The organism is Pseudomonas sp. YeP6b (genome assembly GCF_025642995.1).
Lineage (GTDB): Bacteria > Pseudomonadota > Gammaproteobacteria > Pseudomonadales > Pseudomonadaceae > Aquipseudomonas.
Window position 1 is genome coordinate 842,459 of sequence record NZ_CP080090.1, and the last position, 22,806, is coordinate 865,264.

18 protein-coding genes are annotated in these 22,806 nt (G+C 60.8%); 12 read left to right on the top strand and 6 right to left on the bottom strand.

Features of this window, described 5'->3' with window-relative positions; genetic code table 11:
* Nucleotides 1-948: 948 nt before the first annotated feature.
* On the bottom strand, nucleotides 949-3,036 hold the full coding sequence (locus tag KZH41_RS03725) for a TonB-dependent receptor family protein (protein ID WP_263274407.1): 2,088 nt from the start codon (nucleotides 3,034-3,036) through the stop codon (nucleotides 949-951).
* A 162-nt stretch (nucleotides 3,037-3,198) separates the two neighbouring features.
* Between KZH41_RS03725 and KZH41_RS03730 the strand changes: the two genes are divergently transcribed.
* From KZH41_RS03730 to KZH41_RS03765, 8 genes are all read left to right on the top strand, one after another.
* The gene (locus tag KZH41_RS03730; RefSeq protein WP_263274408.1) at nucleotides 3,199-3,540 is read left to right on the top strand and encodes a YceK/YidQ family lipoprotein; all 342 of its coding nucleotides are present in this window, start codon (nucleotides 3,199-3,201) and stop codon (nucleotides 3,538-3,540) included.
* A 153-nt stretch (nucleotides 3,541-3,693) separates the two neighbouring features.
* Nucleotides 3,694-5,451: a carbamoyltransferase gene (locus KZH41_RS03735; RefSeq protein ID WP_094952899.1), complete on the top strand. Its 1,758-nt coding sequence runs from the start codon at nucleotides 3,694-3,696 to the stop codon at nucleotides 5,449-5,451.
* On the top strand, nucleotides 5,435-6,565 hold the full coding sequence (locus tag KZH41_RS03740; RefSeq protein WP_094952898.1) for a glycosyltransferase: 1,131 nt from the start codon (nucleotides 5,435-5,437) through the stop codon (nucleotides 6,563-6,565). The genes KZH41_RS03735 and KZH41_RS03740 overlap by 17 nt, the downstream gene beginning before the upstream one ends.
* Nucleotides 6,565-7,461: an antimicrobial resistance protein Mig-14 gene (locus KZH41_RS03745; protein WP_094952897.1), complete on the top strand. Its 897-nt coding sequence runs from the start codon at nucleotides 6,565-6,567 to the stop codon at nucleotides 7,459-7,461. Before KZH41_RS03740 ends, KZH41_RS03745 begins: the two co-directional genes overlap by 1 nt.
* Nucleotides 7,458-8,873 (top strand): PIG-L deacetylase family protein, encoded by a 1,416-nt coding sequence (locus tag KZH41_RS03750; RefSeq protein ID WP_094952896.1) that lies wholly within the window; start codon nucleotides 7,458-7,460, stop codon nucleotides 8,871-8,873. The genes KZH41_RS03745 and KZH41_RS03750 overlap by 4 nt, the downstream gene beginning before the upstream one ends.
* Before the next feature lie 57 nt (nucleotides 8,874-8,930).
* Nucleotides 8,931-9,815: a DUF6625 family protein gene (locus tag KZH41_RS03755; protein WP_094952895.1), complete on the top strand. Its 885-nt coding sequence runs from the start codon at nucleotides 8,931-8,933 to the stop codon at nucleotides 9,813-9,815.
* Nucleotides 9,812-10,966: a glycosyltransferase gene (locus KZH41_RS03760; protein WP_263274409.1), complete on the top strand. Its 1,155-nt coding sequence runs from the start codon at nucleotides 9,812-9,814 to the stop codon at nucleotides 10,964-10,966. The genes KZH41_RS03755 and KZH41_RS03760 overlap by 4 nt, the downstream gene beginning before the upstream one ends.
* Nucleotides 10,963-11,847 (top strand): glycosyltransferase, encoded by an 885-nt coding sequence (locus tag KZH41_RS03765; protein WP_094952893.1) that lies wholly within the window; start codon nucleotides 10,963-10,965, stop codon nucleotides 11,845-11,847. Before KZH41_RS03760 ends, KZH41_RS03765 begins: the two co-directional genes overlap by 4 nt.
* A 43-nt stretch (nucleotides 11,848-11,890) precedes the next feature.
* On the opposite strand, the gene KZH41_RS03770 is transcribed toward KZH41_RS03765, so the two are convergent.
* Entirely contained in the window at nucleotides 11,891-13,750 is a 1,860-nt protein-coding gene (locus KZH41_RS03770; RefSeq protein ID WP_094952892.1) for an O-antigen ligase family protein, read from the bottom strand.
* A gap of 159 nt (nucleotides 13,751-13,909) precedes the next feature.
* On the opposite strand from KZH41_RS03770, the gene msbA reads away from it, so the two are divergent.
* The 3 genes from msbA (at nucleotide 13,910) to KZH41_RS03785 (ending at nucleotide 18,286) form a co-directional block, all read left to right on the top strand.
* Nucleotides 13,910-15,715, top strand: coding sequence for a lipid A export permease/ATP-binding protein MsbA (msbA, locus tag KZH41_RS03775; RefSeq protein ID WP_094952891.1), 1,806 nt, complete (start codon nucleotides 13,910-13,912; stop codon nucleotides 15,713-15,715).
* A gap of 218 nt (nucleotides 15,716-15,933) precedes the next feature.
* Nucleotides 15,934-17,358, top strand: coding sequence for a bifunctional D-glycero-beta-D-manno-heptose-7-phosphate kinase/D-glycero-beta-D-manno-heptose 1-phosphate adenylyltransferase HldE (gene hldE, locus KZH41_RS03780; protein ID WP_263274410.1), 1,425 nt, complete (start codon nucleotides 15,934-15,936; stop codon nucleotides 17,356-17,358).
* The gene (locus KZH41_RS03785) at nucleotides 17,351-18,286 is read left to right on the top strand and encodes an NAD-dependent epimerase/dehydratase family protein (protein ID WP_094952888.1); all 936 of its coding nucleotides are present in this window, start codon (nucleotides 17,351-17,353) and stop codon (nucleotides 18,284-18,286) included. Before hldE ends, KZH41_RS03785 begins: the two co-directional genes overlap by 8 nt.
* A 136-nt stretch (nucleotides 18,287-18,422) precedes the next feature.
* Here KZH41_RS03785 and KZH41_RS03790 read toward each other — a convergent pair whose 3' ends face one another.
* From KZH41_RS03790 to KZH41_RS03805, 4 genes are read right to left on the bottom strand one after another with little or no spacing between them, the layout of a single operon-like run.
* Complete coding sequence (locus KZH41_RS03790) at nucleotides 18,423-19,391, bottom strand: metal ABC transporter ATPase (RefSeq protein WP_094952887.1); 969 nt, start codon at nucleotides 19,389-19,391, stop codon at nucleotides 18,423-18,425.
* Between the two features lie 41 nt (nucleotides 19,392-19,432).
* Nucleotides 19,433-20,245, bottom strand: a complete 813-nt coding sequence (locus tag KZH41_RS03795; RefSeq protein ID WP_263274411.1) for an aldo/keto reductase — start codon at nucleotides 20,243-20,245, stop codon at nucleotides 19,433-19,435.
* Nucleotides 20,242-21,417 carry an NAD(P)/FAD-dependent oxidoreductase gene (locus tag KZH41_RS03800; RefSeq protein ID WP_094952885.1) on the bottom strand — a complete coding sequence of 392 codons (1,176 nt, stop codon included), beginning with the start codon at nucleotides 21,415-21,417 and terminating at the stop codon, nucleotides 20,242-20,244. The genes KZH41_RS03795 and KZH41_RS03800 overlap by 4 nt, the downstream gene beginning before the upstream one ends.
* A 55-nt stretch (nucleotides 21,418-21,472) precedes the next feature.
* Nucleotides 21,473-21,808 (bottom strand): DMT family transporter, encoded by a 336-nt coding sequence (locus KZH41_RS03805; RefSeq protein WP_094952884.1) that lies wholly within the window; start codon nucleotides 21,806-21,808, stop codon nucleotides 21,473-21,475.
* A gap of 103 nt (nucleotides 21,809-21,911) precedes the next feature.
* Here KZH41_RS03805 and KZH41_RS03810 point away from each other — a divergent pair, with 103 nt between their 5' ends.
* On the top strand, nucleotides 21,912-22,802 hold the full coding sequence (locus KZH41_RS03810; protein WP_094952883.1) for a LysR family transcriptional regulator: 891 nt from the start codon (nucleotides 21,912-21,914) through the stop codon (nucleotides 22,800-22,802).
* Nucleotides 22,803-22,806: the final 4 nt, after the last annotated feature.

Sequence of the window (22,806 nt, forward strand, 5' to 3'; positions counted from 1 at the left end):
GGACCGTGGGCCGCCGCCATGGGCCATCCTTGGCCCATCGCGGCTAAACCGGCGTCCTGCCGGTTTACCCCCGCTCCAAAGCCTGCGTTCGGCCAGCGTGGTTTAACGGGGCGCCTCAGATCAAGATCAAAAGCACGGCGGCCTAGTAGCCGACCTGAGTGGTTAAATCAAAAGCAAAACCGAGGCGGCCTGACAGCCGACCTGATATTTGAAACTGAACTCAATCTAATGTGGGAGCTGGCTTGCCTGCGATGGCATCAACTGGCTATGCCTGATACACCGAGGTGCCTGCATCGCAGGCAAGCCAGCTCCCACAGAAAACAGAGTGCCACGGTGCAGGCAGCTAAACTCGGTCAAAATTGTGGGGCGGGGCTTGCTCGCGAAGGCGGTGGGTCAGTTACACATGAGCTGGCTGACCCACCGCCTTCGCGAGCAAGCCCGCTCCCACATTGGGATCTCATTACATCAGCTAGATAGGGTGGTGCTCTGCTCTGCTCTGCTCTGCTTCTGTCTTGCTTTTGCTTCTACCACTCAGGTCGGCTACTAGGCCGCCGTGCTCTTGCTTTTGATCTTGATCTTGATCTGAGGCGCCCCGTTAACCACGATGGCCGAACGCAGGCTTGAATCCGTGGGTAACCCGGCAGGACGCCGGGTTAGCCGCGATGGGCCAAGGATGGCCCATGGCGGCGGCCCACGGATTCAAGCCGGAGTGAGGGCATGCCGAGCCTAGGCGAGGCACCGAGTGGTGGGGCAAGAGCCCTTTGGTTACTTTTGGGGCTCTTTTCCAAAAGTGACCCGCCGTAAGGGCGGAACCCATATCAGCCGTTACCGCAGCAACGGATATGTACTCATATCTACCTAAAAGCCCCGCCAAAAGCCTAGCGCAACACAAAAAATTGCGTAGATACCCATGCCGCAATAGGGCCACCTAGGCGCCGCGTGGCCTGATCAGAACTGATATTCAGCCCCAGCCCCCGCATACCATGACCTTCCCGGTGCCCCTTCGTAATAGCGGAAGTTGCCGTCCCCGACAATCACCGAACCCACGTACTGGCGATCCAGCAAGTTATCCAAACGCAAGGTCTGGTGAAAGGTCCAGTGCTCGACCTTCTGCTCAAAGCGCGCACGCCAGTTGAATACGCTGTAGCCCGGCGCGGCGCGTTGCTGGTTGGTGTCTTCGACGTAGACCTTGCTGCGGTAAATGCCTTCGATGGCGGTGCTGACCCAGTCGCGGGGCTTCCAGTTCAGCTCGGCGAAAAGGGTGGTTTGGGGCACGCCCGGGAGGTAGTTGCCTTTGTCGATGGCTTTCCCGTTCCCGATGAAGTCACTGTCGTAGGTGGCTTGCAGTCGGGTGTAGGCGAGGCTTGTGCTCCAGTGGTCGCTGAGCTGGCTTTCAAGGCCCAGCTCGAAGCCACGGCGTAGGGTGCGGCCGGCATTTTGATAAGTGGTGCGCCCGTCCTTGGATTGCGCCACTACCAATTCATCCTCGGTGGTGATCTGGAAAAGGGCGGCGTTGAGGCGCGTGTCTTGGCCAATGCGTGCTTTCAGGCCGACCTCGTATTGTTTGCTGACGGAAGGCTTGAGCGCGAAATTGAAGCCGTTTGAGGTGCTGGAATACGCCGACTCCGCCTGAGTCGGCGTTTCGAAGCCTTTGCCCGCGCTCACGTAACCATGCAGGTCTGGCGTGAAGGCGTACATCACGCTCACTGACGGCGTGTTCTTCTGGTAGGTCTTGCTGCCGCTGTCGTTGCCGTCGCTGAGAAAGTGGTCGTCCACGTCCATCTTCAGGGTGCTGTGGCGCAGGCCGGCTTGCAGGGTCCAGTCGCCCAGCAGCCAGTTGGCTTGCACGAACGGGTCGAGGCTGGTGGCGGTGTCGATTTCGTCGCGGCCCAAGGCGCCTTTGACGCCGTGCACGCCGTTGAGGGTGTTGGAATAGCCTTGGCGATCATCCTGGCTGCGGTCGTAGTCGAGGCCGGTGATCAGGGTCAGGTCGCCGGGGGCGCTGGTGATCGGTTGCAGCCAGTGGATGGAGCCGCCGTAGAACTTGCGGTCGAAGTCCACGACGCCGCCGCGCTTGTCTGACGGCGTACCGCCGGGAATCGACAAATACTGAATCACACTCCGCCGCCCTGTATACGCGTTCACCTGCAACGTCGCATCGCCGATGTAGCGCTCGTAATTCATACCCAATTGCTGATGATCGATGCTTTTTCTCGTGTTGTACTGCAGCGCGGCGGGATCCACGGAGCGCGGATCTGCTTTATAGGCTGCCCATTTCTGCCCCAGCGGGTCCTGCGTGCCGTTCTGCTCCAGGCTGCTGTAAATCAGCGCCAGTTTGCTGTCGTCATCCGGCTCGAAGTTCAGCTTGGCAAAGGTCTGGTCGCGACGGGCGCTGCTGTGGTCGCGGTAGCCGTCGGTGTCCATGCGCGAGGCGTCGAGCACGAAACCCGCGCCGTTGGCTGCGCCTTCGGCCGTCAGGTGGTGCTTGCTCAGGCCGTCGCTGCCCACCAGGGTTTCGGCGCCGATGCGCGGCGAGCCTTCGCCGTTGCGGGAAAACATCTGGATCACCCCGCCGGCGTTGCTGCCGTACAAAGTGGCCGCCGGGCCGCGCAGGACTTCGATGCGCTCGGCGGTGTCGAGGTTGAAGGTGGCGGCCTGGCCCTGGCCGTCCGGGGTGCTAGCGGGAATGCCATCAGCCATCAGCTTGATGCCGCGCACGCCAAACGCCGAACGGGCACCGAAGCCGCGCGAGGAAATCTGCAGGTCCTGCGCGTAGTTCTGGCGGTTTTGCACCACCAGGCCGGGCACGCGCGACAGGGCTTCGGAGGCGTTGATGCCGAGTTGGCCGTCGCTGATTTGCTCGTGGCTGATGCTGTCCACCGAGTACGGCAGGTCGAAGGTCGGGCTGGCGCTGCGTGAACCGGTGACCACGCTGGGGTCGAGGATCAGTGGGGGCTCGTCGGCCCTGACGCTGTAGCTCACCCCCAAAAGGCCAGCAAGCAACATCGTGAAACAGATGGGGGTGACAACGTTCATAAGCAAGCCGACATCCATAGCGCGCAGCGCTGGCGCGCAAAAGTGCGCAAGTTTAACGGCTCGGCAGGCGTTTGCCGACTGACTCATCGGTGGTTTGTCGATCTATCTGGAGTTCGCAACCCTAGGTTAAGCTACCGTTTTCTACTCAAGAAGATGCTACTGATGAAGCTTGTAAAGAATGCCTTTCTTGCTGCGATTGCACTTTCGACTGCCGGTTGCGGCACGATCAATACGCTATTTAGAGAAGACGCGGTGACGAGCCGCAACCTTAAAGAACTGCGCAGTCACTGTGAGAATGTGCCGCGTGTTTACAGTGGCGTGGTGTATGACTTCTGCTCCCTCAATGGCGAGCCCAACAGTCACGGGAATATGGCGGACCAGCAGGTTAACTCGATTCCTTGGATGGCCATTGATTTTGTCGCATCAGGCGTTCTGGATACGTTGGTGCTGCCTTACACGGTCTATCGGCAGAGCAAGGACGGCAGTATTGAGATCTTTCGCTAGGGCGCAGTGACAACGGGTCGCCATAAACGCTAGATCATCACCGGACGTCTTTACGCTATAATCCCGCCCTTTAGCTGTTTCTCGTCCAGGCGAGAGGCACACTTTTTTCAGGCGCAACCCGCCTGTATGCAGACTAAAAGAGGCTAGACCCCTGTGGCATTGACGATTCTTGGCCTGTCCGGCGCCCTTAGCCATGATCCTTCCGCAGCCTTGTATATCGACGGCAAGCTGATCGCGGCCGCCGAAGAAGAGCGCTTCGTACGCGACAAACATGCAAAGAACCGCATGCCCTACGAGTCGGCGAAGTTCTGCCTTGAGCAGGCCGGCATCAAACCTTCCGACGTTGATGTGGTGGCGATCCCGTTCGCCCCGATCAGCCTGTTCGGCGAGGCGCGCTGGCACTATGCCAAGCGTTACTGGTACGCCCCGGACCGCGCCCTCGACGCGATCCTGATGGGCAACCGTCGCTACAAGCGCTATCGCAACAAGATCGTCTGGTGCCTGGAACAACTGGGCTTTGATCCGAAGAAAATCAAGATCGAACCGGTTGAACACCACTTGGCTCACGCCTCCAGCGCCTACCACTGCTCCGGCTTCCAGGAAAAAACCGCGATCCTGGGCATCGACGGCAAGGGTGAGTACGCCACCACGTTCTTCGGCTACGGCGAAAACGGCAAGATCCACAAGATCAAAGAATTCTACGACCCGGATTCCCTGGGCGGCCTGTACGGCGCGATCACCGAGTTCCTCGGTTTCGAGATGCTCGACGGCGAGTTCAAGGTCATGGGCATGGCGCCGTATGGCGACGCCAGCAAGTACGATTTCTCGCGTCTGGCCTCGTTTGAGAACGGCGAGTTGGTGATCAACACCGACTACGCCAACGTCATCGGCCTGCGCCGTTACAAAGAGAAGGGCAAGGGTTTCTACTTCTCGCCAAAGCTGATCGAGTGGCTGGGCCCCAAGCGCGAAGGCGACATCGCCGACGAGCCGTACATCCACTACGCCGCCAGCATGCAAGCGCTGTTCGAAAAGCTGGCCTTGCAGATGATCGACCACTACCTGGGTGACATCCTCAAGGACACCGGCAAGCTGGCCTTCGCCGGCGGCTGCGCGCTGAACGTTAAGTTGAACCAGAAGATCATTGCCCGCGATGACGTCAAGGAGCTGTTCGTGCAGCCGGCGTCCGGCGATGCCGGCACCGCCGTCGGTGCGGCGGCCTATGTGTCTCATGCCCGTGGTGTACCGGTGGAGAAGATGGAGCACGTCTATCTCGGCCCGTCCTACAGCAACGAAGACGTGATCGCCGCGTGCGCCAAGCACGCGAGCAAGCCGGTCTGGCGCAAGATCGAGAACATGCCTAAGCGCATCGCCAAGATCATGGTCGACGGCAACCCGGTGGCCTGGTTCCAGGGCCGCATGGAGTTTGGCCCGCGTGCGTTGGGCGGTCGTTCGATCATCGGTTGCCCGAGCGCGACCGGCGTGGCGGATCGCATCAACCACCAGATCAAGTTCCGCGAGCGCTGGAGGCCTTTCTGCCCGTCGATGCTCGACACTGTGGCCCCGCAGATGATCAAGGTCGATCACCCGGCGCCGTTCATGACCTTCACCTTTGAAGTGTCGGACGAGTGGAAAACCCGCGTGCCGGAAGTGGTGCATGAAGATGGCACGTCCCGCGCCCAGGTGCTCAAACGCGAATACAACCCGCGCTACTACGACATGATGAAAGAGCTGGAAGTGCTGACCGGCAACGGCGTGTCGCTGAACACCTCGCTCAACCGTCGTGGCGAAGCGATGATCTGCTCGCCGACCGACGCGCTGAACATGTTCTTCGGCTCCGACCTGCAGTACCTGATCATGGAAGACATCCTGGTCGTCAAAGACGGCGTGGACCCTTATGACTCGGTCGGCTGAGCGCCACGTCCTGCAGTTCTGCCACGGCTATGACGGGCCGTTCCTGGATTGCGCGCGGCAGTACGCGAGCCTGTTCGCAGGCTCGGGCTATAAAGTGACCACGGTGTTTCTCACCGGGGTCGCTGACCCCGAGGTCGCCGCCGGTTGCGCCTCTGATGAAGTGTTGTTCATGGAATTCAGCTCCAAGGCCATTCGTGGCCTGAAGCTGGGCGCCATCCGTGAGCTGCGCAAGATCGCAGCGTCGCGCAACTTCAGTTTCTGCATCGCTCACCGGTTCAAGCCGATCTATATCGCCTTGCTTGGCACGCGCTTGCCGGTGATCGGTGTGCATCACGCGTTCGGTGACTATGAGCGCCGCACCCGCAAGCTGTTTGCCTCGATTTTCCGCAAACGCCTGAGCCTGCTCGGTGTGTCCGATGCGGTGCGCGATGACATGCGCCGTTGCCTGCCGACCTGGCCGGCGGCGCGTATTCAGACGCTGTACAACCGCATTGATGTCGACGCCCTGCAGGCCCAGCAGGTGTCGGCCGATGCGGCGCGGGATGCCTTGGGGCTGTCGCCGGACGAGTGGGTGGTCGGCAACGTCGGCCGTCTGCACCCGGACAAAGACCAAGCCACCTTGCTTAAGGGTTTTGCCCTGGCGTTGCCACATTTGCCTGCGCAGAGTCGCCTGGCGATCCTCGGTACCGGTCGGCTGGAACAAGACCTCAAGGCTTTGGCCCGCGAGTTGGGCATTGCCGAGCAGGTACTGTTCCTCGGCCAGGTGCCGGAGGCGCGCCGTTACTTCCGAGCGTTCGACGCCTTTGCCCTGAGTTCCGATCACGAGCCGTTCGGCATGGTGCTGTTGGAAGCCATGGCCGCTGGCGTGCCGCTGTTGGCAACTGCGTGTGGCGGCGCCCGGGAAGTGGTCGAGGGCGTGGGTATTCTGTTTCCGTTCGGTGACGCCGAACGCCTGGGCCAAGGGCTTCGGCACTTGGCGGCGATGGATCGTCAACAGCACCAACAGTGTGCCGAGATGATGCTCGAGCGCCTGCACGAGCGGTTTTCGGATCAGGCGGTACGCGATACGTTCTGGCTGTTGCCGCCTGTCATTGCACTGACCGCGAGGGCCTGATGCTCAATCGATTCCAAGGCTGGCGCGAGCGTGGCTGGGCGGTCGTTGACGCGCCCACTTACAGTGACGCCTGGCAGCGTTACGGTGGCAGTGTCGCCACCCATCCGCAGGTGGTTGAACGTCTGGCCGGGCTGGCCGACATTCCTGTGCGCTACTTGGCGTGGGAACAAGGCGGTGAGCTCAAAGCGTGCATTGCGACCTGGGGGCGCGACTTGGCCCTGTCCAAGGATGTGCTCAAGCGCCATGGCAAGAAGGGCTTGTTCGACTTGGGCAATGCCGAGTTGATCCTGCCTGCCGCCGCCGATGCCCAGGCGCCGTTGCGCCATCGCGGGCGCTACCTCTCGGCCCTGAATGAAGGCCGGTTTGCTGGCCTCAAGCTCCAGGCCGAGCAGTTGGCCATGGCGCGTACGCCGGAAGAACTGTCGAAGAAGTTTCGCTATAACCAGCGCCGTGAGTTGCGTTTGCTGGAAGAGGCGGGCGGCGTGGTGCGTGCGGTCCAGGAATTCTCCAGTGCAGAGCTGGCAGCGATTTACTGCGACCTGTTCCAGCGCCGCTGGGGTTTTGCCGCCACCGGTGCCGAGCGCATGGCGCAGGTGATCGAGTTGCTGCGTGAATGGCTGATCGGTTCGGTGATTTTCCTCAACGATGCGCCGATTGCCATTCAATTGGTCTACCGCGTTGAAGCGCCCGAATGGATCAGCGTCGAGTACATCAATGGCGGCGTAGACCCTGAAACGCGCGCGTTCAGCCCGGGCAGCGTACTGAGCTTTCTCAACACGCAAAGTGCCTGGGAGCAGGCGCGTGAAGCCGGCAAGCCGCTGCGGTTCTCATTCGGCCGGGCTGACCGCGAATACAAGGACCGTTGGTGCAACCCTGTACCGGTATTCAACGTATGAGCGAGTCGACGAGCCGTAAGCAGGCGCTGCTCAAGCGCCACCGCCGTAATAAACGCATCAGCCTGCTGATCGGCCTGCTGCTGTTGATTGGCGTGGGTGTGCTGGTGGCCTGGTGGCTGCCGCTGGTGCTTGCAGTGCTGGCCTGGGTGGCCCATGAAGCCTGGTTTGCCGACCACCTGTTTTACTCGCCCAAGGACGACTACCAGTATCAGTTTGCAGCGGATACCGAGCAGCCCAAGGTCACGCTGATCAACGGCCGGTTGGTGTTAGGCGAGGCGCTGGAGCTGGCGGGCAATGAGACCCTGATCCTCGCGCTGCGCCTCAAGAGCAGCGCGTTGGGCCGCTTTATCGACCCGTTTATTACCTTGCCTGGCGCTGATCGCCAAGTGTTCGAGCGCGGCGTCAATGGCCTGCGCTACCTGAACCTCACCGGCCAAACGCAAGCGCTGCTCGATGGGCAACTGCTGCTGGGGGCTCGGTGCTGCCGCGTGCTGGGTACGCCAGTGCTGTCGGTATTCCGTCAGCCTGATGTGCGCGAGCAACGGGTGATGGTCATTGCGCCGCACGCCGATGATGCCGAGTTGGCCGCCTTTGGCCTGTACAGCCAGGCGACTCAACCCTGGATCGTGACGTTGACGGCTGGCGAGATCGAAGCCGAGCACTATCAGCACATGGGCCTGGGCAAGCCTGAGGCGGCACGCCTCAAGGGCCGTTTGCGTGCTTGGGACAGTGTCGCCGTACCGCGTTGGGCTGGGGTGGCGCAGGAACATTGCGTTCAGCTGGGGTATTTCTGCCTGCAATTAGCGGCGATGAAAGCCGAGCCGGATCGCGCCGTGGCTTCGCGAGAGGCCGAGTTGAGCGACATTCGCCTGTTCCGCCAATTCAATCCGTTCCCTTTGCCGGCGGATGCCGATGGCCGGCCGACCTGGAACAACCTGCTGGCCGACCTGCGCGCGTTGCTGCTCATGGCCCGCCCGGAAGTCATCGTGTTGCCCCATCCGGTGCTCGATCCGCATCCTGATCATATCTGCGCGCAGCAAGCCGTATTGGAAGCCTTACAGGGGCTTGAATGGCAGCCGACGACGTTGCTCGGTTACGCCAATCACCTGCATGACAATGACCGCTGGCCGATGGGCGATTCGGGCGCCGGTATCGCTTTGCCACCATGTTTTGATTCCACGTACACTTTGCGTCCTTATTGCCTGCCGGTGTCCGAAGGCCGGCAGTGTGACAAGGCCATGTCGCTGGGCATGATGCATGACTTGCAGCCCAGGATGCCGTTCAAGCGGCGTGTGCGGCGTGTCATACAGCGCTGGCTGGCGGGAAGGGCTGTCTCGCCCTGGGGTGAGAACGAGTTTTTCCGCAAGGCCATTCGGCGGCATGAGCTTTTTTGGTTCATCAAGCACAAGTAACGTTAAGCAACGTGTTGGAGCGCTGAGCGCTCCCGTAAAACTGACAGTGAGTCCCCAGTGATCAATCCGTGCCCCCGCATCCTCTTCCTCATCCCATACTTTGGCCATTGGCCTTTCTGGATGCCGTTTTTTCTCGAAAGCTGCCGGCGCAATGCGGATATTGACTGGCTGTTGTTCAGCGACTGCCCGATACCGGACAACGTCCCGGACAATGTCAGGATTGAAAGCATCAGCTTTGCTGATTACTGCGCGTTGGTTTCACAGCGTTTGTACATCAATTTTGCGCCGCAGGCCGCCTACAAGTTGTGCGACATCAAGCCTGCGTTGGGGCACATCCATGCCGATCGCCTAGAGGGGTACGATTTCTGGGCGTTTGGCGACCTGGACCTGATCTATGGCGACCTGCGCCGGTATTTCACGGCTGACCGCCTGGCCGGTTATGACTTGTTTTCAACCCATGAACGGCGGGTTGCCGGCCATTTGTGCCTGATGCGTAACACCGCCAGAAAGCGCCAGGTGTTTATGCGGATCAAGGATTGGGAAGCGCGCTTCACCGATCAGGAGCATCATGCGCTGGACGAAGGCGCGTTCAGCCGTATTTTCCTGTGGCGCAAGAATTTTCCCAAGCCGTTGTTCAATCTGGTGGGCAAACTCAACCCGTGGCGCCGTCGCAGTGAGTTCACCGAGGCGTTCAGTACGCCGGGTGGTGTGATCAAGTGGCATGACGGCACTGATCGCTTCCCGCACCAATGGTTTTGGAACAATGGTCGTTTGACCAACGACAGAGATGGCGACCGGGAATTTCCGTATTTCCATTTTGTCTGCTGGAAGCGTAATCAGTGGCCGTTGGTGCCCGCGCCAAGCGCTGAGTACACCGAGGCACTGGCCGCTGAGTCATCCTGGGTTGTTGATGCCACAGGTTTCCATCGAGGAGAGTTATGAGTCGGCCTTTCAAGGTCCTGCAATTGCAGCCTGACTACAATGTTAAATCCCATGATTTTGCCGACTTGGCCGAACAGATCGTCAAGGCATTGCCTGCGGACCGCTATGAAGTCACCGCCGCGTTCCTGCGTGGCCGGCCGGAGCCTGGGGGGCCGGTCAGTCGCGCGGCGACCTCCGTCTACTTCGAGTTTTCCGACGCGTCACTCAAGGGCTTGAGGCTGCGCGCCATGTGGCAGTTGTATAAGTTCTGCCGCAGGGAAAAGTTTGACGTCGTGGTGTGCAACCGCTTCAAACCGGTCAACATGATGTTGCAGCTGAACCGCTGGCTGAAGATCCCGTTGTGTATCGGCATCTCCCACGGCTTCGGCGAGTATGACCGTCTGTACCGACGCAAGCAGGCGCAGCGCTGGGTCGACGAGCACTGGCGTTTTGTCGGTGTGTCGCCGGCGGTCAAGCAGTACCTGTTGGACTGCAACTGCGGGTTTACAGATAGCAATACCTACGCCATCACCAATGCCATCGACATCGAGCAGGCCGAAGCCTTGCAGCATTCGCGTGAACGCGCGCGTGAGTTGCTGGGCATCGACCCTTCGGTGCGTTTGATCGGCGCCTTGGGGCGCCTGGTGCCGGTCAAGGGGCACACCTATTTGTTGCAGGCGTTCGCCGCACTCAAAGACAAATACCCCACAGCGCAGCTCGCCATCATTGGCGCGGGGCGTGAGGAGTCCAACCTCGCCGCGCAAATCCAGAGCCTTGGCTTGGCTGGGCGTGTGCACTTGTTGGGCTTCAAGGAAAATGCCCTGCAGTACGTTCGCGCCTTTGATATCTGGGCGATGCCTTCCCTGGCCGAAGGCCTGGGCCTGGCGCTGCTGGAAGGCATGAGCGGGCGCCTGCCGGTGATCGCGTCAAGCGTGCCGGCCATGCTGCCGCTGATTGAAGGGGCGGGCGGCCTGGCGGTTGAGCCGGCCAACGTCCCCGAGCTGACCCAGGCGCTGGATACCTACCTGGCGCTGCCCGATGAAACGCTCGTGCAAAAAGGCGAGCGGGCCTACCAGTACCTCCAGGCGGAGCACGACATTGAAGTGTTCCGTCAGCAATACCTCGAACTGATTGATTCAGGATTGGCTCAAGCCCGCAGGAACAATGTATGAACCAGAGTCAGCCCTTGGTCACGGTGATCATCGCGTCCTATAACCATGCGCCGTACATCGAGCAAAGCATCCTCAGTGCCCTGAACCAGACGTATCCAAACATCGAGTTGTTGGTGATTGATGATGGGTCGACAGACGACAGTGTCGAGCGTATTCGTCGGTTGCAGGAACACCACACCTTCGACTTTCGCGTCCAGCAGAACCAAGGCCTGACCAACACGCTCAATGGCGCGATTGCACGCTCCCAAGGCCCGTTGGTTGTGCCGTTCGGTTCCGACGACATCATGTTGCCAGAGCGGATTGCGACCCAAGTGGCCTATATGGATGGCAAGCCGGAGGTGGGGATCTGCGCGGGTAACATCGAACTGATCGACGCCCAGGGCGAGCTGTTTCCTGAAAAGCGCCAGCGTCGCGACGTGCCGTTTCGGCGCCTGGACTTCGACGATATGTTCCTGGAGCGCAAACCGTACCCGCCCGCACCCACGCTGATGATCCGGCGCGAGGCGCTGGAGAAGGTCGGTGGGTTTGATCCGAAGATTCGTCTGGAAGACTTGTTGATCGAGTTGAAAATTACCCACGCCGGGTACTTCATCGATGGCTTGAACGTGGTCATGGCCCGCTATCGCAAGCACGCCACCAACTCGTACAAGAACCATCGATTCATGATCGACAATATCTTGCGTTCCTACGCGTTGTTCAGCGACCACCCGCTCTATGACGAGGTGCGTTACAAGTTCCTCAGCTCCATGTTCCTCAAGACCGCCAACCGTGATCGTAAGTTGGCGCGCGAGCTGCTGGCGCAGATCCCGTTCCGGGCCTGGAATAAGAAAACCTGGCGCGGCTTGAGCCGGTTGTATTTTTCCCCGCTGGAGAAAGACTGACAGCGCATTGTGCGCCCCAGCCCTGGGGCGCACAGGCTTGCTGTTAGGCGCCGGGGCGCGCGAGTGTCAGCACTTGCTCACGCAGCTTTACCGTGGCTTGCGGCGAGGCTACTGACGCATAGCCCTTGGCCAACTGTTCAAAATGGGTTTCGAACAACCAGCTGCGGTCCTGCGGGTAACGCTGCATGTGCTTCAGGTTGCGCTGGCGCAGCGTGTTGCGCAGTGCTGACGGGTAAATGCGCATGTCGGCCACGTCGATCAGCCCGAACTCACCATCTTCCAGAAGCAGGACATTGCCCAAGTGCAGCGAGCGGAAGTACACGCCGCGTTCGTGCAGCTGTGCCATGAACCGGCCAAAACGTTCGATCAGCGACTCTCGCAGGCTGGCGTCCAGGCTTTGCAGCGCCTGGCGCAGGGTCAGGCCCGGTAGCGGCCGATAACGCACGGCGCTGCTGCCATCTTGCAAGCTGTACAGGTCGAGGATAGGCGGCGAAGCAATACTCAATTGCTGCAGCTGTTCGCTGTTGCTGGCGAAGCGCTCCGAATAGGGATTAAACCGGCCGGAGGTGTACCAGCGGCGCGCCCTGAACAGTTTGAGGAAGCTGCCGTCCTCCAGGCGTAGCACCTTCGGGCCCAGACCATCCTCCTCGATGACGTGGGCACCGTTGCACAACGCTTCAAAGGCCTGTGGCTTGGGCGTTGCTACTGGCATGCGCAGCAGGCTGCGGCGGCGTTGGGCGATGCTCAGGCCGGCGATCAGTGCCAGTGGAACCCACAGCAAAAACCAGTGCTCCTTGGGCCGCGACAGAATGCCACCGCCTTCGGTCAGGCCGGCGCCGATGCCGTAGGCCAGCAGTGACGATGCCAGGATAAACAGTGGCTGCGCCCGCTCTTTGAGGCTTTTGTACAAGCCCCAGCCGAGCATGAAGAGCCATGGGATAAAGCCGATGATGCCGACGTAATACAGCACGCCCAAGGCAAAGTTGTGGGGCTCGCGAAGTGTCCCGTCGTAGTTCGCAGGCTGCACGTAGAGTTCGGAGTCGTAGCTGTGGCCGATCCATGGATGATCAGCGATACGGCCCAGAATGATGCGCCAGATCTCCAGGCGGAATGAGCTGCCGCGTTCGGTAATCAGTTGTGGGTAAAACAGCAGCAATGCGGCGGCCGCCGCTATCAGGCCTGCAACCATCAGCACCGAACGACGATTGCGGCTGAGCAAGCCCATCCAGAGCACCGCCAGAACCAGCGCAACCAACGGCGTCCTGGAGCCTGTCGCCAGCACTGCCAGGGTCATGATTGCCAGGGCGGGAACGCTGAGCCAGAGCATGTGCAAGCGTTTGGTGGTTACACAGACGTACAGCCAGTACACGCAGAAAAAGCCGAACAGGTGCGAACTGAGCAGCGGGTTGTCGAGGGCGCCCAGGCCGCCGATCATGCGCATGCCCGGCTCAAAACCTTTGGCGAACGCCACCAGGTTGCCCAGGCACACCACCAGTGCAATCACCGCGGCACTGAAGAAGACCGGCTTGAACAGCTCGTTGCGGTAATGCAGCAGCAACCCGCAGCCAGCAAACAACATGAACGTTTGCAGCGGTACCTTGAACAGGTTGGAGTCGCCGGTAGGTTCAGGGCTCCACAGCACGGTGGTCAGCGCCCAGGCGCAAAATGCCAGGAGGGCGACCACTAAGGGCTCACGCAGCAACTCTTTGAGTTCCTGGGGGCGCAAGCACAGCAGCAGCAAGGTCGGGACACTGAAGAAACCGTAGTAGAACCGGTGCATTACATTGCGATTAGTGACGTAGAACAGCGAGCTCAGCAGCAACAATAAGCCAATGGGCAAAATCCATAGGACCACGAAGTCGAAAACGCGATTTGAGCCATAAGTAAGGCGCTTGGAGTGCATACAGAAAAGCCATTCCAGAATAGAGAAAGCCGACCATCTTAAAGTAGTGGCTATATAATGTCGTCGGTTGGATCCAACCGGGCCGAGGGTCATGCCGGGTGCAAGTACAACAGAGAAGCTGTGCTAAAGTCAGCCTCCTTTTTCAAAACGCCGCGTGATATGACCGACTCCAGTCCGAGCGCAAGCCCTTCGAGCTTGAAAATATACTTCCGCCTGCTCATGTACGTTAAGCCCTACGCTGGCTTGTTCGCGTTGAGTATCGTCGGATTTCTGATTTTCGCGTCGACCCAGCCCATGCTGGGGTACATCCTCAAGTACTTCGTCGACGGTCTGTCCAACCCTGAAGCGGTGCTGTTCCCCAACGTACCGTTCCTGCGTGACCTGCAATTGCTGCAAGCCGTGCCGTTGTTGATCATTCTGATCGCAGCCTGGCAGGGCCTGGGTTCGTTCCTGGGCAACTACTTGCTGGCCAAGGTCTCTTTGGGCCTGGTCCACGACCTGCGGGTGCAGTTGTTCAACAACCTGCTGACGCTGCCCAACCGCTACTTCGACAACCACAACTCCGGGCACCTGATTTCGCGCATCACCTTCAACGTGACCATGGTCACGGGGGCGGCGACCGATGCTATCAAGGTGGTGATCCGCGAAGGCATGACGGTGATCTTCCTGTTTGCCTCGCTGCTGTACATGAATTGGCGCCTGACGCTGGTGATGATCGCTATCCTGCCGTTGATTGCAGTGATGGTCAGCACGGCCAGTAAGAAATTCCGCAAGCAGAGCAAGAAGATCCAGGTGGCCATGGGCGACGTGACCCACGTGGCTTCGGAAACCATCCAGGGTTATCGCGTGGTGCGCAGCTTCGGCGGTGAAGTCTACGAGGAGAAGCGCTTCCTCAAAGCCAGCCAAGGCAACACCGACAAGCAACTGCGCATGACCCGCACCGGGGCGATCTATACCCCGTTGCTGCAACTGGTGATCTACACTGCCATGGCGGTGCTGATGTTCCTGGTGCTTTACCTTCGCGGCGACGCTTCGGCCGGTGACATGGTGGCTTACATCACCTTGGCCGGCTTGCTGCCCAAGCCGATCCGCCAATTGTCGGAAGTCAGCTCGACCATCCAGAAGGGTGTGGCCGGCGCTGAAAGCATTTTCGAGCAGTTGGACGAAGAGCAGGAAGTCGACGGCGGCACCCTCGAGCGCGACAAGGTCAGTGGCCGGCTGGAAGTGCGCAACCTGAACTTCACCTACCCTGGCACCGAACGCCATGTGCTCAAGGACATCAGCTTTACCGCTGAGCCTGGGCAGATGATCGCCCTGGTGGGCCGTTCCGGCAGCGGCAAGTCGACTCTCGCCAGTCTGATCCCGCGCTTCTACCACCATGAAAGCGGCGAAATCCTGCTGGACGGCGTAGAGGTTGAGGATTACAAGCTGCTCAACCTGCGCAAACACATTGCCCAGGTAACGCAGCATGTGACCTTGTTCAGCGACACCGTGACCAACAACATCGCCTACGGCGACCTGGCCGGCGCGCCGCGTGCGGACGTTGAAGCGGCGGCGGCGGATGCCTATGCCAAGGACTTCATTGACCAGTTGCCAAAAGGCTTCGACACCCAGGTCGGTGAAAACGGCGTGCTGCTTTCCGGTGGCCAGCGCCAGCGCCTGGCAATCGCCCGGGCCTTGCTGAAGAACGCGCCGCTGTTGATTCTCGACGAGGCCACCTCGGCCCTCGACACCGAATCCGAGCGGCACATTCAGGCGGCCTTGGACAAAGTCATGCAGGGCCGCACTACCCTGGTAATCGCGCATCGCCTGTCCACCATCGAGAAGGCCGACTTGATCCTGGTGATGGACGACGGTCGAATTGTCGAGCGCGGCACCCACGGCGAGCTGCTGGCGCAGAACGGCTATTACGCCCGCCTGCATGCCATGGGCCTGGATGCCCCCGTAGCGGCCGATATTACTTAAAGGCCTTTGTGGGAACGGGCTTGCCCGCGATAACGGAGTGTCAGTCACCGAATGTTTCGACTGATTCAGCGCTATCGCGGGCAAGCCCGCTCCCACAGGTGTTCATCAGCGGATTCACTCCCGTGTCTGCCGCGACATCTTCTGTCACGCCCTCCACAAGCCTCCTGTAACCCTGTGCTAATATCGCGCCCCTGTTCATTTTGTATGTGGGTTGCTCCATGAAGTTGTCCATGCCGCGATTCGATCAAGCCCCTGTCTTGGTGGTCGGCGATGTCATGCTCGACCGTTACTGGCATGGCGGTACCTCACGGATTTCCCCTGAGGCACCGGTACCGGTAGTCAAGGTCGAGCAAATCGAAGACCGTCCAGGTGGCGCTGCCAACGTTGCCCTTAATATTGCCGCCCTCGGCGCCCCGGCCTCCTTGGTGGGTGTGACCGGCGACGACGAAGCCGCCGACAGCCTGGCTAACAGCCTGCGCGGTGCCGGCGTGCGTGCGCTGTTCCAGCGCATTGCCCATCAGCCGACCATCGTCAAGCTGCGGGTCATGAGCCGTCACCAGCAATTGCTGCGTATCGATTTTGAAGAACCCTTCGCCACCGACGCCCTGGCCCTCAGCGAGCAGGTCGACAGTTTGCTCGAAGGCATCAAGGTGCTGGTTTTGTCCGACTACGGCAAAGGCGCCCTGAAGAACCACCAGATGCTGATCCAGGCCGCGAAGGCCCGCAACATCCCGGTACTGGCTGATCCCAAGGGCAAGGACTTCTCGATTTATCGGGGCGCCAGCCTGATCACGCCAAACCTCAGTGAGTTCGAAGCCATCGTTGGTGGTTGCGCCGATGAGCACGAACTGGTGACCAAAGGCGCCACGTTGATGGCCGACCTCGACCTGGGCGCCTTGCTGGTGACCCGTGGCGAGCACGGCATGACCCTGTTGCGCCCGGGCCATCCGGCGATGCACCTGCCGGCGCGTGCCCGTGAAGTGTTCGACGTCACCGGCGCCGGTGACACCGTGATTTCCACCCTGGCCGCCTCGATCGCTGCCGGTGAGGAATTGCCCCACGCCGTGGCCCTGGCCAATCTGGCCGCGGGCATCGTGGTCGGCAAACTGGGTACTGCGGCCATCAGTGCACCTGAGCTGCGCCGCGCTATCCAGCGTTCCGAAGGTTCCGAGCGTGGAGTGCTGACTATCGAGCAGTTGCTGCTGGCGATTGACGATGCGCGCGCACATAACGAAAGCATTGTGTTCACCAATGGCTGTTTCGACATCCTGCATGCCGGTCATGTGACGTACCTGGAACAGGCGCGCGCCCAAGGCGATCGCCTGATCGTTGCGGTCAATGACGATGCTTCGGTCAGCCGATTGAAAGGCCCGGGCCGCCCGATCAACAGTGTCGACCGACGCATGGCAGTCTTGGCAGGTTTGGGCGCGGTGGACTGGGTGATCAGCTTCTCTGAAGGCACCCCGGAAAACCTGCTGGCCCAGGTCAAGCCGGACGTGCTGGTCAAGGGCGGCGACTACGCCGTCGACCAGGTCGTGGGTGCCGATCTCGTCGGCGCCTACGGTGGTAAGGTCAAAGTGCTGGGGCTGGTTGAAAACAGCTCGACCACGGCCATCGTCGAGAAGATCCGCAACAATGAGTAACGCTGATAAGTGGGTCCTGATCACCGGCGGTGCCGGCTTTATCGGTTCGCACCTGGTTGATGCCTTGCTCGCCAGCGGCTACGCCGTGCGGGTGTTGGATGACCTGTCCACCGGCAAGCGCAGCAATCTGCCGCTGGGCAACCCGCGCGTACAACTGATCGAAGGCAACGTGGCCAATGCCGAGCTGGTGGCGCAAGCCGCCGTTGGCGTGACCGCCGTGGTGCACTTGGCGGCAGTGGCCTCGGTACAGGCGTCGGTGGATGACCCGGTGAGTACTCACCAAAGCAATTTCGTCGGCACCCTGAATGTCTGCGAGGCCATGCGCAAGGCTGGGGTCAAGCGGGTAGTGTATGCCTCCAGTGCGGCGGTGTATGGCAACAACGGCGAGGGCGATTCGATTGACGAAGCGACCACCAAGGCGCCGCTGACACCCTACGCCTCCGACAAGTTGGCCGGTGAGCACTACTTTGACTTCTACCGCCGCCAGCATGGCCTGGAGCCGGTGGTTTTCCGCTTCTTCAACATCTTCGGGCCACGCCAGGATCCGTCATCGCCGTATTCCGGGGTGATCAGTATCTTCAGTGAGCGCGTGCAGCAGGGTGTGCCGATTGCCGTGTTTGGCGATGGCGAGCAGACCCGAGACTTCATGTACGTGGAAGACTTGGTGGATGTGCTGGTGCAGGCCATTGAGGCACCTGAAGCACCGCTGGGTGCGATCAACGTCGGCTGGAACCGTACCACCACGCTTAAGCAGGTGTTGCAGGCGCTGGAAGAGGTGGTGGGTCAGTTGCCCGCGATCACTTACGGGCCGGCGCGCTCGGGGGATATCCGGCATTCGCGGGCGAACAATCAGCGGCTGCTGGCGAGTTTCAAGTTGCCTGAGCCTACTCCGTTGAAGGTTGGGCTGGAGCGGTTGCTCAACGGCTGAGCACCAGATCATTCCCACGCTCTGCGTGGGAATGCATCCTGTGACGCTCGGCGTCACATTGCACAAGCGCTGACATCAGGACGCGGAGCGTCCGGGGCGGCGTTCCCACGCAGAGCGTGGGAACGATCGACGGGTATCAGCCCTTGGCTTTTTTCTTCGGCACAATCTTGCGCAACATCAGCCGCGCCTTGCCAGTCAGGCGCTTGAGCTTCGACTCCTTCTCAGGCTCAGCCAGCCCTTGCTGCCTCAGCCAATCCTTCCAACGAATCCGCTCATCGCGCACTAACCAGCCTTCCTGTTGGGCAAAACTTTCGGCCAGGTACAGGCCGCGGGTACTGGCCGGATACAGTTGGTCTTTCTTCACCGTGTACAGCTCAGCCAACGGCTGGCCGTCTTTTAGCGGCATCAGGTACAGGTCCGGGCGCTGACGGTTCAGGCGCGCCACCAACTGGTCGCCTTCGAGCCGCTCATCCACGTGAAACAGGCTGAGGGATTTGGCTTCCTTCGGCACCTCAAGACGCAAGTCATAAATCAATTGCAGCGACGCGGTCGGCAGGTGCACATAAGCCCGTGGGCGTTCGATCAATTGCATGGTCGCGCAGCGCACCGGGCGTGCGGCGCCCGACAACGGGCTCAGGCGAAATGGCAGGGCTTCGCGGTAATGCAGGGCTGCGGAGTAGGGCGCCGGTAGCCACGTGTCGTTAAAGCGCCCGCCCAGCCAGCCTTCTGGCGTTTCCAGCAAGCATTCTTCGGCAATTTCCTGGATGGCGGTGTGCAGCGGCAGGTTCAGCTCATGGGCAGGGACGTAGCCGGAGATCAGCTTGAGCACCACATCGCCACGGTCCTGGCGGCGTTGGCGCACCAGCACCCAGTAATCCTTGTTTTGCCAATGCAGGGTCAGGCGCACCGACACGCCGAGGTTCGCCAGTTCCAGGGCGAAACGCTCGGGGTCTGCCACCTCCACCGGCTTGCGCCGTTGCAGGGTCTGGGCAAAGTTGAGCGGCATGCCCACGCTCTGGTAACTCAGGCCTTCGGGGGTGGCTTCGACGTGCAGCGGCAGTGTTTTAAAGTTGCTGGGGTTTTTTCTAATGAGCGTGCGCGGCATGTCGGCTCCTTCTTGCGACGGGGTCGGCCGCGTGGGCGGCATCAGAGTTGACGAATGACCTTGGCAGCGGTCGCCACGTTATGGGCCAGGTGCAGCGGATTAATGGTCCCGACAATAGCACTGGCGACGCCCGTTTGCGCAAACAACAAGATGAAACTGGCTTGAACTGGATCCATTCCTGGCTCCAGGCACACGTGGCCGCTGGCCAGGGCCTTTTTCACCAAAATGCCCTTGCCGTGTGCGGCTGCATAATCAATGACGGCTTTCTCGCACCGTGAGTTCAGATTGTAGGTGACCATGGCGCAATCGCCTTGTTCCAGAGCCTTCACGCCGCCTTCGACGGTTTTACCGGAGAAGCCGAAACCGCGAATCTTGCCCTCTTTTTTCAGCTCCGCCAGGGTCTGGTACACCTCGCAATCGTTGAGGATATGCAAATCGTTGCCGTCGGAGTGCACCAGCACCAGGTCGATAAAATCAGTTTCAAGTCGTTTCAAGCTGCGCTCGATCGACATGCGGGTATGGGCGGCACTGAAATCGTGATGGGACACGCCATCGGCAAACTCTTCGCCGACCTTGCTGACGATCACCCAGTCCTTGCGTTGGCCGCGTAGCAGCGGCCCCAGGCGTTCTTCGCTGCGGCCATAAGCCGGTGCGGTGTCGATCAGGTTGATGCCCAACTGGCGGGCCTGGCGCAGCAACATTCGTGCTTCATCGTCATCCGGAATCTGGAAGCCGCTGGGGTATTTCACCCCTTGATCGCGGCCCAGCTTCACGGTGCCCAGGCCCAGTGGCGACACCAGCAAGCCGGTGCTGCCCAGCGGGCGATGCAGGTCGTGCAGGGTAGGCAGGCTCATGGCAACAGTTGCTCCCAGGCAGGTTGGCCCAGAGCCGGTTTTGGCAGTTCGGGCAGGGCTTCGGTAGCACGTGGGCGGATGCCGTCGCGTTCCAGGGCGCTGAGCACGCGGTCAGCGAAGTCCGGCGCCAGCGCCAGTTTGGTCGGCCAACCCACCAACAGGCGGCCCTGCTCGGCGAGGAAGGCGTTGTCGGGGCGGGACAGGCCTGATTGCAGCGGCTCGGCACGGTCGACGCGCAGGGTTGCCCACTGGGTTTGGCTCATGTCGATCCACGGCAGCAAGTGCGCCAGCTCTTTTTGCGCAGTGGCGATCTGTTCTTCAGGTGTGCGTGCCACGCCATCGGCTTCAGCGATGTCGCCGCCCATGTACCACACCCAGTTGCCATCGGCGGCCGGGTGGGTGGTGATGGTGAGGCGCGGCTTGGTGCCGCCGCCCAGGCAGTGCGCGTACAGCGGTTTGAGGCCCGGGCCTTTGGCGATGATCATATGCAGCGGGCGCTTTTGCATGGCTGGCTGGCTGAGGCCCAGTGCACTCAGCAGATCAGCCGTGCCGCCACCGGCGCTCAATACGATGCGCTGGGCGCGGATCTCGCGGCCATCCACCTTCAAGCCGACCAAGGTGTCGCCTTCCAGCAGCGGTTCGATGTGCTGCCCGGCGAGCAAACCGTCACCGGCCAATTGCGCCAGGCGTTCGATCAGGCTGGGCACATCCACGACCAACTCCGCCAGGCGATAGACCTTGCCCTTGAAGCGGCGGTCTTGCAGGGCCAGCGGCAACTCATCGCCTTTGACTTGGTCGACACGGCCACGCACGGCTTTGCTGGCGAAGAAGCTGGTGAGGTTGCCGGCGAGTGTGCCGGGCGACCACAGGTAGTGGGCCTCGGACAGCAGGCGCACGCCGGACAGGTCCAACTCGCCGTTACCGGCCAGGGCTTCGCGCCAGCGGCGCGGCATGTCGGCAATCGCTTCGGAGGCGCCGGTGAGGGCGCCGTGCAGGGCGTATTTCGCACCGCCGTGAATAATCCCTTGGGACTTCACGCTTTGCCCGCCACCCAAGGTGGCGCTTTCCACCAACACCGTGGAAAACCCCTGGCTGCGCAGGCGCGCATTGAGCCAGAGGCCGGCAACCCCGGCGCCGACAATCAGAACGTCGGTGGACATAACGGATGGCATGGGCGACCTCAGTGTTCAAGACAAGAGGCGCAGTATACAGGCTGTTGAGCGGTGATCAGTGCCCGGCGGTTTTCGAGAACAGCTGAATCACCACCACGCCCAGCACAATCAGGCCCATCCCCAGCATCGCCGGGATATCCAGCTTCTGGCCGTAGATAAACAGCGCGGCGACACTGACCATCACAATCCCCAGTCCTGCCCAGACCGCGTAGGCGATGCCCACCGGCACCGTGCGCACCACTAGGGTGAGCATCCAGAACGCTATGGCATACCCCACAATCATCAGCAGCAATGGGATCGGCGTGTTCAAGCCCTTGACGGCTTTCATGGAAACGGTCGCGACCACTTCCGAGCAAATGGCAATGGCCAAATAGAGGTAAGCGACATTCATGGGGTAATCCTCGGTGCGATGCGTGCTTGATAAGGTCGGCATTCTAACGCTTGGAAAGATGGGGTAAAGTCATTACCTATCCGATTTAAAGATGGGTTGAGCCATGAGCGTGCAGTGGAACCTGGAACAGATGCGCCTGTTTGTCAGTGTCGCCGAACAGCGTTCATTTTCGGCGGTGGCACGCGACCAGCGCAAGGCGCAATCGGCGGTGAGCAATGGCATTGCCCTGCTCGAGGCCGACCTTGGGCTGAGCCTGTTCGACCGTAGCAGTGGCCGCCAGCCGCGCCTGACCGAAGCCGGCAGTGTGTTGTTGGAAGAAGCCCGCGAAGTGTTGCGCCAGTGTGAGCGGCTCAATGGCCGCGCGTTGTCGCTGACGCGCGGCGAGGAAGCCTGCCTGCGTCTGGCCCAGGACGAAGCCATGCTGTTCCAACCGGTGCTCGACAGCCTTGAGGCACTGGCCGGGCGATATCCGCTGCTGGAAGTGCAGCTGTCCAGCGCCGCTCAGGGCGATGTGGCGCGCAAGTTGGTGGAGCGTAAGGCTGACCTGGGCTTGCTGTTCTATCACGACCAAATCCCCGAAGCCCTTGAGCGGCGTGTGGTGGGCAGTGTGGAAATGGTCACGGTGTGCGGCGTGAATCACCCGCTGGCCAAGGAGAAGTACGTGACGTGCCAGCACTTGGCGCAGTTCCGCCAGTTGCTGATGTCGACCCAGACCAGTGTCTACCCCGGCAGCGAAGCCGCCAGCCCGCTGGTATGGCGCGCCGACAGTTTCTACGTGTTGGCCGAATGGCTGATGAGTGGCCTGGGCTGGGCCTGGCTGCCGCGGCATATCGTGCAGTACCCCACTTATCAACAACAAATGGTTGAACTGGACAGCGAATGGACGCCGCCTGCGCTAGTCGTGGAGCTGGTCTGGCGCCGTGACGAACACCTGGGCCCCGCTGCGCGCTTCCTGGCCGAACGATTTGCCGAGTGCTTGCAGGCGATCGACTGAAAAA